The sequence below is a fragment of the Methyloceanibacter sp. genome (genome assembly GCF_041573655.1).
In the GTDB taxonomy this organism is placed as follows: domain Bacteria; phylum Pseudomonadota; class Alphaproteobacteria; order Rhizobiales; family Methyloligellaceae; genus Methyloceanibacter.
Genome location: NZ_JBFFQD010000016.1, coordinates 21,494 through 35,139 on the forward strand (window position 1 = coordinate 21,494; position 13,646 = coordinate 35,139).

General features: G+C 63.6%; 15 protein-coding genes. 11 read left to right on the forward strand and 4 right to left on the reverse strand.

What is annotated here, in order from left to right; all coding sequences use genetic code 11:
* Positions 1-16 precede the first annotated feature (16 nt).
* Together ABY454_RS05695 and mutM are read right to left on the reverse strand one after the other, a co-directional pair.
* Positions 17-835 (reverse strand): enoyl-CoA hydratase, encoded by an 819-nt coding sequence (locus tag ABY454_RS05695; protein ID WP_372929217.1) that lies wholly within the window; start codon positions 833-835, stop codon positions 17-19.
* Between the two features lie 13 nt (positions 836-848).
* Positions 849-1,730 (reverse strand): bifunctional DNA-formamidopyrimidine glycosylase/DNA-(apurinic or apyrimidinic site) lyase, encoded by an 882-nt coding sequence (mutM, locus tag ABY454_RS05700; protein ID WP_372929218.1) that lies wholly within the window; start codon positions 1,728-1,730, stop codon positions 849-851.
* An 87-nt stretch (positions 1,731-1,817) separates the two neighbouring features.
* Between mutM and ubiE the strand changes: the two genes are divergently transcribed.
* From ubiE to ABY454_RS05730, 6 genes are all read left to right on the forward strand, one after another.
* Complete coding sequence (gene ubiE / locus ABY454_RS05705) at positions 1,818-2,591, forward strand: bifunctional demethylmenaquinone methyltransferase/2-methoxy-6-polyprenyl-1,4-benzoquinol methylase UbiE (RefSeq protein WP_372929219.1); 774 nt, start codon at positions 1,818-1,820, stop codon at positions 2,589-2,591.
* Between the two features lie 15 nt (positions 2,592-2,606).
* A complete protein-coding gene (ubiB, locus tag ABY454_RS05710; RefSeq protein ID WP_372929220.1) occupies positions 2,607-4,184 on the forward strand; it encodes a 2-polyprenylphenol 6-hydroxylase in 1,578 nt (525 codons plus the stop codon).
* Positions 4,185-4,228: 44 nt separating this feature from the next.
* Positions 4,229-5,452 carry a bifunctional phosphopantothenoylcysteine decarboxylase/phosphopantothenate--cysteine ligase CoaBC gene (gene coaBC, locus ABY454_RS05715; RefSeq protein WP_372929221.1) on the forward strand — a complete coding sequence of 408 codons (1,224 nt, stop codon included), beginning with the start codon at positions 4,229-4,231 and terminating at the stop codon, positions 5,450-5,452.
* Positions 5,449-5,898 (forward strand): dUTP diphosphatase, encoded by a 450-nt coding sequence (gene dut / locus ABY454_RS05720; protein WP_372929222.1) that lies wholly within the window; start codon positions 5,449-5,451, stop codon positions 5,896-5,898. The genes coaBC and dut overlap by 4 nt, the downstream gene beginning before the upstream one ends.
* Before the next feature lie 46 nt (positions 5,899-5,944).
* Complete coding sequence (locus tag ABY454_RS05725) at positions 5,945-6,781, forward strand: ThiF family adenylyltransferase (RefSeq protein ID WP_372929223.1); 837 nt, start codon at positions 5,945-5,947, stop codon at positions 6,779-6,781.
* Positions 6,782-6,861: 80 nt separating this feature from the next.
* Positions 6,862-8,112 carry an FAD-dependent oxidoreductase gene (locus ABY454_RS05730; protein ID WP_372929224.1) on the forward strand — a complete coding sequence of 417 codons (1,251 nt, stop codon included), beginning with the start codon at positions 6,862-6,864 and terminating at the stop codon, positions 8,110-8,112.
* Here ABY454_RS05730 and ABY454_RS05735 read toward each other — a convergent pair.
* Positions 8,109-9,101: a 2-hydroxyacid dehydrogenase gene (locus ABY454_RS05735; RefSeq protein ID WP_372929225.1), complete on the reverse strand. Its 993-nt coding sequence runs from the start codon at positions 9,099-9,101 to the stop codon at positions 8,109-8,111. The two genes, ABY454_RS05730 and ABY454_RS05735, sit on opposite strands and share 4 nt — an antisense overlap.
* Before the next feature lie 208 nt (positions 9,102-9,309).
* Between ABY454_RS05735 and ABY454_RS05740 the strand changes: the two genes are divergently transcribed.
* Positions 9,310-9,843 carry an SH3 domain-containing protein gene (locus tag ABY454_RS05740; RefSeq protein ID WP_372929226.1) on the forward strand — a complete coding sequence of 178 codons (534 nt, stop codon included), beginning with the start codon at positions 9,310-9,312 and terminating at the stop codon, positions 9,841-9,843.
* Here ABY454_RS05740 and irrA read toward each other — a convergent pair.
* Positions 9,840-10,247, reverse strand: coding sequence for an iron response transcriptional regulator IrrA (irrA, locus tag ABY454_RS05745; protein WP_372929247.1), 408 nt, complete (start codon positions 10,245-10,247; stop codon positions 9,840-9,842). The genes ABY454_RS05740 and irrA overlap by 4 nt on opposite strands.
* 283 nt (positions 10,248-10,530) lie before the next feature.
* Between irrA and fabA the strand changes: the two genes are divergently transcribed.
* The 4 genes from fabA (at position 10,531) to ABY454_RS05765 (ending at position 13,638) form a co-directional block, all read left to right on the forward strand.
* Positions 10,531-11,079 carry a 3-hydroxyacyl-[acyl-carrier-protein] dehydratase FabA gene (gene fabA / locus ABY454_RS05750; RefSeq protein ID WP_372929227.1) on the forward strand — a complete coding sequence of 183 codons (549 nt, stop codon included), beginning with the start codon at positions 10,531-10,533 and terminating at the stop codon, positions 11,077-11,079.
* A 33-nt stretch (positions 11,080-11,112) separates the two neighbouring features.
* Complete coding sequence (fabB, locus tag ABY454_RS05755; RefSeq protein ID WP_372929228.1) at positions 11,113-12,333, forward strand: beta-ketoacyl-ACP synthase I; 1,221 nt, start codon at positions 11,113-11,115, stop codon at positions 12,331-12,333.
* Positions 12,334-12,382: 49 nt separating this feature from the next.
* Entirely contained in the window at positions 12,383-13,267 is an 885-nt protein-coding gene (gene fabI, locus ABY454_RS05760; protein ID WP_372929229.1) for an enoyl-ACP reductase FabI, read from the forward strand.
* A gap of 158 nt (positions 13,268-13,425) precedes the next feature.
* Positions 13,426-13,638: a hypothetical protein gene (locus ABY454_RS05765; RefSeq protein WP_372929230.1), complete on the forward strand. Its 213-nt coding sequence runs from the start codon at positions 13,426-13,428 to the stop codon at positions 13,636-13,638.
* Positions 13,639-13,646: the final 8 nt, after the last annotated feature.

A 13,646-nucleotide genomic window follows, 5' to 3' on the forward strand; every position in this document is an offset into this window, starting at 1 on the left:
CAAGCCTCACCGGCTCCTAGCGGTTCTTGAAGGCCGGCTTCCGCTTGTCGATGAAGGCGGTCATGCCTTCCTTCTGGTCCTCGGTCGCGAACAGCGAGTAGAACTGGCCGCGCTCGAAGCGCGTGCCTTCGGCGAGCGTCGTGGCGAACCCGCGGTTGATCGCCTCTTTGATCATCATCACCGCGTGCTGGGACAGATTGGCGATCTTGGCCGCGACCTTCATGGCCTCGCCGAGCAGCTCACCGGCAGGCACCACGCGGCTCACCAGGCTCGCGCGCTCCGCCTCTTCGGCATTCATCTGGCGTCCGGTGAGGCACAGCTCCATCGCTTTGGCCTTGCCCACGGCGCGCGTCAGGCGCTGCGTCCCGCCTGCGCCCGGCATGATGCCGAGATTGATCTCCGGCTGACCGAACACGGCATTGTCGGCAGCCAGGATGATGTCGCAGCACATGGCAAGCTCGCAGCCGCCGCCGAGCGCATACCCGCCGACCGCGGCGATGATGGGCTTGCGGATATTGTTGATCTTGTCGAACGGCGCCAAGAAGTCGCTGCCATACGCCTCAACGAACGACTTGGTGTGCATCTCCTTGATGTCGACGCCGGCGGCAAACGCCTTCTCATTGCCAGTGATGACGATGCAGCCGATTTCTGGATCGGTGTCGAATGCCTTCAAGGCCTTGTTCAGCTCTCCGATGAGCTGCGTATTGAGCGCGTTCAGCGCCTTGGGACGGTTGAGCGTGATCAGCCCGACCTTGCCCTCTCGCGTGACGATCAACGTCTGATAAGGGTTCTGGGCGGGCGCTTCCTCGCCTTGTGCGATGTCCTCGGCAAGCATGGATGTCAGTCCCTCATTTTTGGCAGGTTGAACAGAAGAAGGTCGAACGGCCGCTTTGAACGTTGCGGCGGACCGTGCCGCCGCATCCCGTCCGTGGGCACGGCTTGCCCTCGCGGCCATAGACCTTGAATCGATGCTGGAAACGTCCGAGCCGGCCGTCGGTGTGGCGATAGTCGCGCAACGACGACCCGCCGGCTTTGATGGCGCTTTCCAGCACCGCCTTGATCGCCCGAACGAGCGCGTCCGTCTTTTTTGTCGGCTTGCCGGTCTTTGTTGTGAGCGCACCGGCGAGCTTGAGAGGTGAGATGGCCGCGCGATGCAGCGCCTCGCACGCATAGATGTTGCCGATCCCCGCGATCAGCCGCTGATCCAGCAGGGCGGCTTTGATCGACGTGGCTTTGCCTTTGAGCTTTCCCGCGAGCCATTCGGAGGTCAGCGCATCGCCAAGAGGTTCCACCCCGAGGCTTTTGAACAATGCGTGACTGTCGAGGGAGCTCGAAGGAACGAGATCCATGATCCCGAAGCGGCGCACGTCGTTGTAGCGCACCGCCGAGCCGTCGCGCAGATGGAAGACAATATGCTCGTGCTTCGGTGTTTGAGCCGGCGCGCGTGCGATGCGGCCTGGCGCGCCCACGCCGTTCGCCTTGTCGATGGCGAAGCGCCCCGTCATGCCCAGATGCATGATCAGAACCTCGCCGTCGTCGAGCCGGGCCAAGAGATATTTCGCGCGCCGGTCGAGCGCTTCGATCGTCCGCCCTTGCAGCCGCTCACTGAACCGCTCGGGCAAAGGAAAGCGCAGATCGGGACGCCGCTGCTCCACGCGGGCGAAGCTGTTGCCCACGAGAATGGGCGCCAGCCCACGGCGGACGGTCTCCACTTCAGGAAGCTCAGGCATGGCCGTCCCTGCATATTGCAGCGCAGAATAACCTCATTGCACTGCAACAATAGCCTGAACTTTTGGCTTAGGCTATTGTCCGCTGCCATGCCCGAAGACCACAAAGACACAGCCCCCAGGGACACTGAGGCGAGCTTCGGCTTTGCCCGCGTGGCCGAGGGCGCGCGCCAAGGCCTTGTAAACCAAGTGTTTTCCAAGGTCGCACCCCGCTACGACCTGATGAACGATCTGATGTCCGGGGGGCTCCATCGCCTATGGAAGGACGAGCTCATCGGCGCGCTCGCTCCGCCCAAGGGCGAAACGCCCTTTGCCTTGCTCGACGTGGCCGGCGGCACCGGCGACGTGGCCTTCCGCTTTCTCGATGCGGCGGGGCGGGGCGGCAGCGCCGTGATCTGCGATATCAGCGCCGAGATGATGGAGGCGGGGAAGGCGCGCGCTGGCGGGCGCAGGGCCCTCGAATTCGTGCAAGCCAATGCCGAAAACCTCCCCTTCGAAGACCGCAGCTTCGACGCCTATACGATTGCCTTCGGTATCCGCAACGTCACCCATATCGATAAGGTGCTTTGCGAGGCCTTCCGCGTGCTGAAGCCCGGCGGGCGGTTCCTGTGCTTGGAATTCTCGAGCGTCGAGATGCCACTGCTCGACACGCTCTACGACGCCTATTCCTTGAATGCCATTCCGCAGCTTGGCCAGCTTGTCGCTGGCGACGCGGAGTCCTACCGCTATCTGGTGGAAAGCATAAGACGCTTTCCCGATCAGGAACGCTTCGTGCAGATGATAAGAGATGCAAGGTTCGAGCGCGTGCGCTATCGGAACCTGACCGGCGGGATCGCGGCGATCCACGCCGCTTGGCGGCTTTAGATGAGGCAGCGATAAGTGAACGCCATCGCGAATATGGCGCGGCTAACCAAGGCGGGCGCAACGCTCGCCTGGAGCGGCGCGCGGGTACTGCCCGCGGACACCAAACTGTCCGGGCCGCTTGCCGTGTTCGGCAGGGTCACGGCCCCCTTGCGGCAGAACGGCGCCGCTTCCGGCAACGAGGCGAGGTTGTCGACCGCGCTGACATCGCTAGGGCCCTCCTACATCAAGCTTGGACAGTTCCTCGCCACTCGCGACGACATTATCGGCCGTGAGCTGGCGCGCGATCTCTCCACGCTGCAAGACCGACTTCCGCCGTTCTCACACGAAGAAGCAGTCAAGGCAGTCGAGACGGAACTCGAAGCGCCCATTGGTCAGCTCTTCGCCGAGTTCGGCCCGCCGGTCGCGGCTGCGTCCATCGCGCAAGTGCACAAGGCCAAGGTGAAGGCACCGGACGGCACATTGAGCGACGTTGCGGTGAAGGTTCTGCGTCCCGGCGTCGAGCAGCGTTTTAAGAAGGACCTCGATTCCTATTTCTTCGCCGCGCGCCTGATCGAGCGCTTCCATTCGCCGTCCCGGCGCTTGCGGCCTATCGCCGTGGTGGACACGCTGTCGAAGTCCGTCGCCATCGAGATGGACCTGCGCATGGAAGCCGCGGCGCTCTCGGAGATGGCGGAAAACTCCAAGGACGACGAAGGCTTCCGTGTGCCGAAAGTCGACTGGACGCGCAGTGCCCGCCGCGTGCTGACCCTGGAATGGATCGACGGCGTTCCCATCGCCGACCATGACAAGCTCCGCGCGGCTGGTCATGACCTCAAGCCACTCGGCGCGCGGCTCATGCAGACTTTCCTGCGGCATGCTTTGCGGGACGGCTTCTTCCACGCGGATATGCATCCGGGCAATCTGTTCGTCGACGGCGAAGGGCGTATCGTTGCCGTCGACTTCGGCATCATGGGCCGGCTCGGCATGAAGGAGCGGCGCTTCCTCGCCGAGATTCTCTACGGCTTCATCACGCGCGACTATATGCGTGTGGCGCAGGTGCATTTCGATGCGGGCTATGTGCCGCGCAAACATTCGGTGGCGCAGTTCGCGCAAGCCTTGCGGGCCATTGGTGAGCCCATCATGGACCGTCCTGCCAGCGAAATCTCCATGGCGCATCTTCTGGGCCAGCTCCTCCAGTACACCGAGGTCTTCGACATGCAGACCCGGCCCGAGCTGATCATGCTGCAAAAGACCATGGTCGTCGTGGAAGGCGTGGGCCGCAGCCTCGATCCCGAACTGAACATGTGGGTCGTGGCCGAGCCTGTGGTGAAGGAGTGGCTGGAGAGCCAGCTGGGCGCCGGTGCACGGCTGGAGCAGGCGGCCGAGGGCGCAGCGTCCGTAGGCCGCTTCGTCGGCGATCTGCCGCGGCTCCTGACGCAAGCCGAGCGCACCGTGGACGCCTTCGGAGCCATCGTGGGCGACGGGCTCCGCCTGGACGATCAGAGCGTGGAGCGCTTGGCGGAGGCCCAGTATACGCGCGACCGCTGGAGCCGTGTCGGCATCTGGGTCGGCGCGGCCGCGCTCGTCGCTATCGCGCTGGCGCTGCTGCTCTAGGCGGTGTGGTAGACTAAAGGACCCCAGAGCCAGGAAAGAGACCCGTGCAAGGAAAGCGTATCCTTTTGATCGTTGGCGGCGGCATCGCCGCCTATAAGAGCCTCGAGCTCGTGCGCCGCTTGACCGAGCGGGGCGCGTCCGTGCGCGTGATCCTGACCAAAGGCGGCGCGGAATTCGTGACGCCGCTTTCCTTCTCCGTACTCTCCGGGGACAAGACCTTCACCGACCTGTTCGACCTCAAGGACGAAGCAGAGATCGGTCATATCCGCTTGTCGCGCGAGGCCGACCTCGTCGTGGTGTCGCCCGCCACGGCAGACATTCTCGCCAAGATGGCGTCAGGGCTTGCCAACGATCTCGCCTCGACCGTGCTGCTTGCCACCGACAAGCCTGTTTTGGTGGCGCCCGCCATGAATGTGCGCATGTGGCAGCACCCGGCGACGCGCCGCAATGTCACGACGCTCCGCGCCGACGGCATTCATTTTGTTGGACCGGATGACGGCGACATGGCGTGCGGTGAACACGGGCCCGGCCGTATGGCCGAGTCGGAGGCGATCGTTGCCGCGATCGAGGGATCGCTTGCGGCCGCGCCCAGCGGGCCGCTCTCGGGGCGGCATGTATTGATCACTTCCGGTCCGACACATGAGCCGCTCGATCCGGTGCGCTACATCGCCAACCGGTCCTCCGGCAAGCAGGGCCATGCGCTCGCCCGCGCGTCGGTAGAGTTGGGCGCGCGCGTTACGCTGATCTCCGGTCCCGTCGCGCTGCCCGCGCCCGACGGCGTCACCGCCATCAAGGTAGAGACCGCGCAGGAGATGTTGGATGCGGTGATCGATGCACTGCCTGCCGACATCGCGATCTGCGCCGCCGCTGTCGCCGATTGGCGCGCGCAGGCCGAAGCTTCTCAGAAGCTCAAGAAGCAAGACAACGTGACGGAGTTGTCGCTCGCCCTTGCCAAGAACCCCGACATCCTCGCCACCATTTCGGTCGAAGGACCCATGAGGCCCGATCTCGTGATCGGTTTCGCCGCGGAGACGCAAGACGTCGTCGAGCACGCGCGCGACAAACGCCGCGCCAAGGGTGCCGACTGGGTCGTCGCCAACGACGTGTCGGCCGGCACCGGCATTATGGGCGGCGATCGCACGGAAGTGCATCTTGTCACCGGCACGAGCGTCGAGGACTGGCCCGCCATGAGCAAGGACGAGATGGCAGCAAAGCTGCTCGCCCGCGCGGGCGAAGCTCTCACCACGTTGAGCGCGGCCGCCGAATGAGCGCCACGCTTCGGATTTTGCGCCTACCCCACGCCGAAGAGTTGCCGCTCCCTGCCTATCAATCGGCTCATGCCGCGGGCTTCGATCTTCTCGCCGCCGTCCCTGAAGACGGCCCCATTACGCTCGACCCTAGCGACCGTGTGCTGGTGCCGACCGGGCTCGTGTTCGAGCTCGCCGCCGGCTACGAGGCGCAAATCCGCCCGCGCTCAGGGCTCACGCTAAAGCACGGCATTGCCGTGCTGAACAGTCCAGGCACCATTGATGCGGATTATCGCGGCGAGGTGAGAGTGCTGCTCATCAATCTCGGCAACGTCCCGTTCTTGATTAGACGCGGGGACCGCATTGCCCAGGCTATCGTCGCGCCGGTCACCCAAGTGGAGATCGTGGAGGCGGATGCGCTGAACGAGACGGAGCGCGGCGCCGGCGGCTTTGGCTCCACGGGCTAGGCGCGCCTGACTGGCCGCGAGGCGACGCAAGGCATAGATTGAAGCCATGCTCAGCGACGAGGAAATCGAACGCTATCGGCGCCATCTGGTGCTGAAGCAGATCGGCGGCGAAGGCCAGCAGCGCTTGAAGGCCGCGCGCGTGCTGATCGTCGGCGCGGGCGGTCTTGGCTCACCGCTGATGCTGTATCTCGCCGCGGCGGGCGTTGGGCAGATCGGTCTCATCGACGATGACCGCGTCAGTGTCGATAACCTCCAGCGCCAGATTGCACACAACACGGAAAGCGTTGACCGCCTCAAGACCAAAAGCGCGGCGGCCATGCTCGAACGCCTCAACCCGCATGTGGAGACGACGCTCTTCTCTACGCGCCTCGTTGCGGAGAACGCGCTCGATATTGTGCGGGGTTTCGACATCGTCGCCGACGGATCCGACAATTTCGCCACGCGCTATCTCGTCAACGACGCGTGCTATTTCGCCAAGGCGCCGTTGGTTACGGCTGCCGTGGGGCCGTTCGACGGTCAGCTCACCACCTTCCGCGCCTTCGAGGCGGACGAGAACGGGAACTCCCGCCCCAGCTATCGCTGCCTATTTCCCGATCCGCCGCCGGAGGGCACCGTGCCGGCGTGCGCCGAAGCCGGAATTCTCGGCGCCGTGGCGGGCGTGGTCGGCTGCCTCCAAGCGGTCGAGGTGGTGAAGGAGCTGCTCGGCATCGGCGAGGGGCTGGTGGGCCGGCTCCTTCTCTACGATGCGCTCTCCGCACGCTTCTCGACCGTCGCCTATGGATGGGACCCGGAAAACCCCCTGAACGGCAGAAATCCAAGGTTTCGCGATCTCAGCCATCATCGCGCAGGCGCCACGGCCGCCGCGCCCGCAGCCACCCCATAGGGTTTCTAAATCTTTTCAGCCGAAGGTTGCGGCGGCATGCTGGCTAGGAGTGGCCCCGCACGCGGCATTGAGGGAACGCCATGGCCACGGAGAGCATCACCACCAAATGCGCCATCGCCGGCGGCGGTCCGGCCGGAATCATGCTGGGCTATCTGCTGGCCCGCGCCGGGGTCGATGTCGTCGTGCTGGAAAAGCACGAAGACTTCTTCCGCGACTTTCGCGGCGACACCATCCACCCCTCGACCCTGCAAGTCATGCACGAGCTTGGGGTGCTCGATGAATTTCTCACCCGGCCGCACCAAGAGGTGAAAACGCTCGGGTCGGAGATCGGCGGAGAGATGGTCCGCATCGCCGACTTCACGCACCTGCCGACGGTCTGCAAGTTCATCGCCTTCATGCCGCAATGGCACTTCCTCGATTTTCTCGCCCTGAAGGCAAAGCAATATCCCGGCTTTCATTTGCGTATGCAGGCGGAAGTGGACGAGCTGATCAAGGACGGCGATCGCGTGGCCGGCCTGAAGGCGGCGTCCCCGCAAGGCGACCTGGAGGTTCACGCCGATCTCGTGGTTGGCACTGACGGGCGGCACTCGACGGTCCGCAATCTCGCGGGACTTGAGGTCGAAAATCGCGGCGCGCCCATGGACGTCTTGTGGTTGCGTCTATCCAAGCGCCCGGAGGACGGCTCGGAGAGCCTCGGCCATATCGAGCCGGGACGCTTCTTCATCACGATCGACCGCGGCGACTACTGGCAGTGTGCCTTCGTCATTCCGAAAGGCGGTTTCAACGAGTTGCGCCGCAAAGGGCTGGAAGCGTTTCGTCTGGCGATCGTCGCGCTCCAGCCGTCCCTGTCGAACCGCGTGCGCGAGATCGTGTCCTGGGATGACGTCAAGCTGCTGACCGTGCGCGTCGACCGCTTGAAGCGCTGGTACCGGCCGGGTCTCCTGTGCATTGGCGATGCGGCGCACGCCATGTCACCGATCGGAGGCGTTGGTATAAACCTGGCGATTCAAGATGCCGTCGCGGCGGCCAATATCCTGGCGGGCCCGTTGCGCGAAGGCAAAGTCACCGAAGACGATTTGCGGAAAGTGGAGAAGCGGCGGCAATTGCCGACGGAACTGACGCAAGGTCTGCAGATCTTCCTCCAGAACCGCGTCATCTCCAACGTGCTCACGATGAACAAGCGGCCGAAACCGCCCTTCATGGTCAAGATGTTCAATCGCTTCCCGGTTCTCAGGCGGCTTCCGGCGCGTCTGATCGGCATGGGCTTCCGGCCCGAGCACGTGAAAACGCAAGAAGCGCCGGCGCAAGCGGCCAAGCCGCAAAGCTCTTAGAACATTGCGGGGTGGACGCGGTCCGGCGGCGCATGGCCGTCGAGGAAGGTCTTGATGTTGATGATGACCTTCTCGCCCATGTCGACCCGGCCCTCGAGCGTCGCCGAGCTCATATGCGGCAGGACCACGACTTTGTCGCTGCGCAGGAGCTTCGGGTTCACCGCAGGCTCGTGCTCGAACACATCGAGCCCGGCACCGGCAAGTTCGTTGTTATCAATCATGCGGGCCAGAGCATTCTCGTCGATCACCTCGCCGCGCGCCGTGTTGACGATATAGGCGCTTGGCTTGAGCAGCGACAGCCGCCGCGCCGACAGCAAATGATAGGTCGCCGGCGTGTGCGGGCAGTTGATGGAGATAATGTCCATGCGCGCCAGCATCTGGTCGAGGCTGTCCCAATAGGTCGCCTCGAGCGCCTGCTCGACATCGGGCTGAACCCGGCGCCGGTTGTGATAGTGGATCTGAAGGCCGAAGGCCTTGGCGCGCTTGGCCACGGCTTGGCCGATGCGCCCCATGCCGACAATGCCGAGCCGCTTGCCGAAGATGCGGTGGCCCAGCATCCAGGTGGGCGACCAGCCCTGCCATTTGTCGCTGCCGGCCTTGAGCATGGCCGCGCCTTCCGTTAGGCGCCGCGGCACGGCCAGAATGAGCGCCATGGTCATGTCGGCCGTGTCCTCGGTCAACACGCCCGGCGTGTTGGTGACCAGGATGGAGCGGTTCCGCGCCGTGTCGAGGTCTATATTGTCGACGCCGGTCCCGAACTGCGCGATTAGCTTGAGGTTTGGCCCGGCCTGACTCAGCACGGCCCGGTCGATGCGGTCGGTGACCGTGGGCACGAGGACGTCGGCGGTCTTGACCGCGTCGATCAGGTCGTCCCGCGAGAACGGCTTGTCTTCAATGTTGAGCCGCGCGTCGAACAACTCCTTAAGCCGTGTCTCCACGACATCAGGCAGCTTACGCGTGACAATAACGAGCGGTTGGTCAGAAGCCATGATCTATCCCGTCAGGTGGCCCGCGGTGGGTAGGTCCCACGGTGGACGCCACATGCTTGATTTGCGCGCTTTGTCTAACAGAAGGCGGATTACCAGATAAAGCGTCATATTGGCTCTGGGGGCGGAAATGCACCCGGGCCACGATCCGTTCACTTTTCTCGGCCATTCAAGGGGCATCGATTCGGGGGACGGAAGAGGGGAATCGCTGGTGCGCACTGGCAGGTTGATCGCGATTGGACTGGCTCTCGCCCTGGTGCCGTGGGCGGGGAGCGCGCCGGCCCAGGAAGGCGCAAAGCAGGCGCCCAACGGCTCGCAGTCCGGCTTGGGCGTACCCCGTTTCGTCAGCCTCAAGTCCAACAAGGTCAATGTCCGCCGGGGCCCCAGCACCGACCAGGCGATCGTCTGGGTCTTCGCCCGCGCCGGCCTGCCGGTGGAGATCATCGCCGAGGCCGACAATTGGCGCCGGGTCCGTGACAGCGAAGGCGCCGATGGCTGGGTGTTCCATAGCCTCTTAAGCGGGCGACGGACCGCGCTCATCAGCCCCTGGGCCAAGGGCCAGGCCGTGCCGCTGCGCGATGGGGCGTCGGCAGGGTCGCGGCCCGTGGCCCAGCTTCAATCCGGCGTGCTCGGCAACGTGGTCTCGTGCGATGGAAAATGGTGCGAACTCACGGTCGACGGCTATTCCGGCTATATCGAGCAGGAAAAGCTGTGGGGGGTCTACCGGGGCGAGGAGATCGACTAGCTGTTCTTGTTGACCAGCCGCACCAGGACATCGACACGCGAAACGGCCATGCCCTCAGGTGCCTCAGGCAAGCCCTCGATGCGGATATCGGCCGTGTCGATGTCGAGAAGCCGACCCGAACGCTCGCAGAAGAAGTGATAGTGGTTCGACGTATTGGTGTCGAAATAGGTCTTGGCGCCTTCAACGGCCACCTCACGCAGAAGCCCCGCCTCGGTGAACTGGTGCAGCGTGTTGTACACGGTCGCCAGCGACACGGGCACCTTGGACGCCAAAGCCTCCTCGTGCAGCCGCTCGGCCGTGACATGCCGGTCGCCCTCGGCGAACAGCAGCCGCGCCAGGGCTACCCGCTGACGGGTAGGCCGCAAGCCTGCACCCCTCAGGATTTCGGCAACACTGCCTGTCATGATTTCGGCGTCCTTCTGAGGTGCCTGCGAGGGATTGTCCATGGTCTTCGTTTCGCGCGATGATCGATGATAGGAAATATAGGCGGTCACGGTCTCCCCCGCAACGCTGTGGGATGGTTGACTTTTTGCCGCGGTATCCCGGCCCGAAGGGGTGATCGGAGAGGTGAAATGGCCCGGCGCGCCAGGGCCATGGCGGCCCTAAAGAGCCAACGGCCGGGCTTTTTGTGGGTCCCGGCATATGTTAACTAACCAGCCCATATCTCAGGCCTAAAGCGAAGGACGAATGAGCGTGCAGAAATCGACGGCCGACCGGCAGGCAAGTTTCGACTATGAGGCTTTGCTGGCTTGCGCCAGGGGCGAGCTATTCGGCCCCGGTAACGCCCAGCTTCCCTTGCCGCCAATGCTGATGTTCGACCGCATTTCCCATGTCGAGGAGCAGGGGGGCGAGCACGGCCGTGGCCGCATCGTGGCCGAACTCGACGTGACGCCCGATCTCTGGTTTTTCGCCTGCCACTTCAAAGGCGACCCCGTGATGCCAGGCTGCCTCGGACTCGACGCCCTATGGCAGATGCTCGGTTTCTTCCTCGGCTGGGTCGGGGCTCCCGGCAAGGGCCGCGCGCTCGGGGTCGGCGAGGTCAAGTTCTCCGGCATGGTGCTGCCCACCATGAAAAAGCTCGAATATATTGTCGAACTGAGGCGCGTCATTCGGCGCAAGTTCACGCTCGGCACCGGCGATGGCTGGCTCAAGGCCGACGGCGAAACGATTTACACGGCCAAGGACCTCAAGGTCGGACTATTCCAGGCGGACGACGCTGCTTCCGCCGAAGCTTGATTTAGCGGCATAGATTTCAAGGACGCTGAAAGTATGAAACGCGTGGTCGTCACCGGCATGGGCATCGTGTCCTCCATCGGCAACAGTGCCCAGGAGGTGCTCGCTTCATTGCGGGAGGCCAAATCCGGAATCGTCAAGGCCGACACCTATGCGGAGCTTGGGTTCCGCTGTCAGGTGCATGGGGAGCCAAAAATCGACTGGGAGGGGATGATCGACCGCAAGGTCCGCCGCTTCATGGGCGCTGGCGCAGGCTGGAACTATATCGCCATGGAGCAGGCGATCCGCGATGCGGGCCTTGAGGAGAGCGATGTCTCCAACGAGCGCACCGGGCTGATCATGGGGTCCGGCGGCCCCTCGACCCGCGCCATCGTGAAGGCGGCCGATACCACCCGCGATAGGGGCCCCAAGAAGGTCGGCCCCTTCGAGGTGCCGAAATCCATGTGCTCCACCAATTCTGCGACGCTCTCCACGCCGTATCACATCAAGGGCGTCAGCTATTCGATTTCGTCGGCCTGTTCCACCAGCGCCCACTGCATCGGTAACGCGGGCGAACTGATCCAGCTCGGCAAGCAGGACATTGTGTTCGCCGGCGGTGGCGAGGAATTGGACTGGACCTTGTCTGTGCTGTTCGATTCCATGAACGCGATGTCGTCGGACTTCAACGATCAGCCTGACAAGGCGAGCCGCGCCTACGACACGGCGAGGGATGGTTTCGTCATCGCGGGCGGAGCCGGCGTTCTTGTGCTTGAGGAACTGGAGCACGCCAAGGCGCGCGGCGCGAAGATCTACGGTGAGCTCGTCGGCTACGGTGCGACGTCGGACGGGTTCGATATGGTGCTGCCTTCCGGAGAGGGCGCGGTGCGCTGCATGCGCATGGCGATGCAGAACCTCAATGGCGACAAGATCGACTACATCAACCCGCACGCCACTTCGACGCCGCAGGGCGATGTGCGGGAGATCGAAGCAATCCGCGAGGTATTCGGCGACGACCGTCCGCCCATCAGTGCCACCAAGTCGCTGACCGGACATTCGCTCGGCGCCGCCGGTGTGCACGAGGCGATCTACTCGCTCCTGATGATGAACAACGGTTTCATTTGCGAGTCCGCAAATATTGAAAACTTGGATCCGGACTTGGCCGACATGCCGATCGTTCGCAAACGGAAGGACGGCGCGGCCCTCGACACCGTGATGTCGAATAGTTTTGGTTTTGGCGGTACCAATGCATCACTCGTCTTCCGCCGATTGGATAGCTAAAAGCCGGTGAACGGCAGAATTAAAGTCAACTCGAAGCAGAGTAAGTAACATGGCAACAAAGAACGACATTGCTGAGCCGGGGCCGCTGATGGCTGGGAAGCGGGGCCTCGTTATGGGTGTGGCCAACGACCGGTCAATCGCCTGGGGCATTGCCCGGGTCCTGCATGGTCAGGGCGCGGAGCTGGCATTCAGCTATCAGGCGGGTGCTTTCGGGCGCCGTGCCGCGCCTCTTGCGCAATCCATCGGCGCCAAGATCATCGAAGAGGTCGATGTTGAGGATCTGGACAGCGTCGACCGCATGCTGGACGTGATCCGCAAAGAGTGGGGTTCCCTCGATTTCGTCGTGCACGCGCTCGCCTTCTCCGATCGCAACGAGTTGAAGGGCCGCTACTGCGACACGACACGTGCGAACTTCGAGCACACCATGGTGATCTCCTGCTTTTCCTTCACGGAGATCTGCAAGCGCGCCTCCGACATGATGAGCGATGGCGGTTCGCTGCTCACGCTCACCTATGGCGGTTCGACCCGCGTGGTGCCTTGTTACAATGTGATGGGTGTGGCCAAGGCCGCGCTGGAAACCAGCGTGAAATACCTCGCCTCGGATCTGGGTCCGCGGGGCATTCGCGTGAACGCACTTTCGGCCGGGCCCATGCGGACGCTGGCCGGCGCCGGCATTTCCGATGCGCGCACGCTGTTCCACTATCAGCAAAAGCACGCGCCCATGCGCCGCTCGCCCACGCTGGACGAGGTCGGCGGGGCCGCGCTCTATCTCTTGTCCGATATGTCGGGCGCCGTGACCGGCGAGGTGCATTTCGTGGACTGCGGCTACTCGACCACCTTCATGCCCGATCTGGAGTCGTTGAAGTCGATCGAGCAGGCCGAGGAGTTCGAAAGCGCGATGCAGAAGGCCACGCCCCGCGAGGCCGCCCAATAGAGGCCCGCGAGGCCGCCCAGCAGGCGGTCTGAAAGCGGGTAACGCTGTGTGCGTGGCCATATTGACATGGGCCCGCACGGTCACGATTTTACCGTCTAGACAGGTACATAGGGCCCGCCGCGTGCCGAGCCGAAGATGTGGTCCGCCAAGGAGGAAACATGTTCCAAGTGATTTTGATGGTGTGTCTTGCCGCTACCGGCGAGCAGTGCAAGGAGTTCAAGCTCACCAAGGAGTACACCGACGCCGTGAGCTGCATCCGCGACAGTCATGGCGTGGGCAGCGTGTGGCAGGGCGAGAACACCAAGTACACGATCATCGGTACGCGGTGCACCAAGGACACAACCAAGATCCCCAAGGCGCCGAACAGCTAGCCACAAAA

Bases quoted from the DNA above. Each gene is read 5' to 3' on its own strand.
- ABY454_RS05695 (WP_372929217.1), bottom strand. From the start codon at position 835: ATGCTTGCCGAGGACATCGCACAAGGCGAGGAAGCGCCCGCCCAGAAC.
- mutM (WP_372929218.1), bottom strand. From the start codon at position 1,730: ATGCCTGAGCTTCCTGAAGTGGAGACCGTCCGCCGTGGGCTGGCGCCC.
- ubiE (WP_372929219.1), top strand. From the start codon at position 1,818: ATGCCCGAAGACCACAAAGACACAGCCCCCAGGGACACTGAGGCGAGC.
- dut (WP_372929222.1), top strand. From the start codon at position 5,449: ATGAGCGCCACGCTTCGGATTTTGCGCCTACCCCACGCCGAAGAGTTG.
- ABY454_RS05725 (WP_372929223.1), top strand. From the start codon at position 5,945: ATGCTCAGCGACGAGGAAATCGAACGCTATCGGCGCCATCTGGTGCTG.
- ABY454_RS05730 (WP_372929224.1), top strand. From the start codon at position 6,862: ATGGCCACGGAGAGCATCACCACCAAATGCGCCATCGCCGGCGGCGGT.
- ABY454_RS05735 (WP_372929225.1), bottom strand. From the start codon at position 9,101: ATGGCTTCTGACCAACCGCTCGTTATTGTCACGCGTAAGCTGCCTGAT.
- irrA (WP_372929247.1), bottom strand. From the start codon at position 10,247: ATGACAGGCAGTGTTGCCGAAATCCTGAGGGGTGCAGGCTTGCGGCCT.
- fabA (WP_372929227.1), top strand. From the start codon at position 10,531: ATGAGCGTGCAGAAATCGACGGCCGACCGGCAGGCAAGTTTCGACTAT.
- fabB (WP_372929228.1), top strand. From the start codon at position 11,113: ATGAAACGCGTGGTCGTCACCGGCATGGGCATCGTGTCCTCCATCGGC.
- fabI (WP_372929229.1), top strand. From the start codon at position 12,383: ATGGCAACAAAGAACGACATTGCTGAGCCGGGGCCGCTGATGGCTGGG.
- ABY454_RS05765 (WP_372929230.1), top strand. From the start codon at position 13,426: ATGTTCCAAGTGATTTTGATGGTGTGTCTTGCCGCTACCGGCGAGCAG.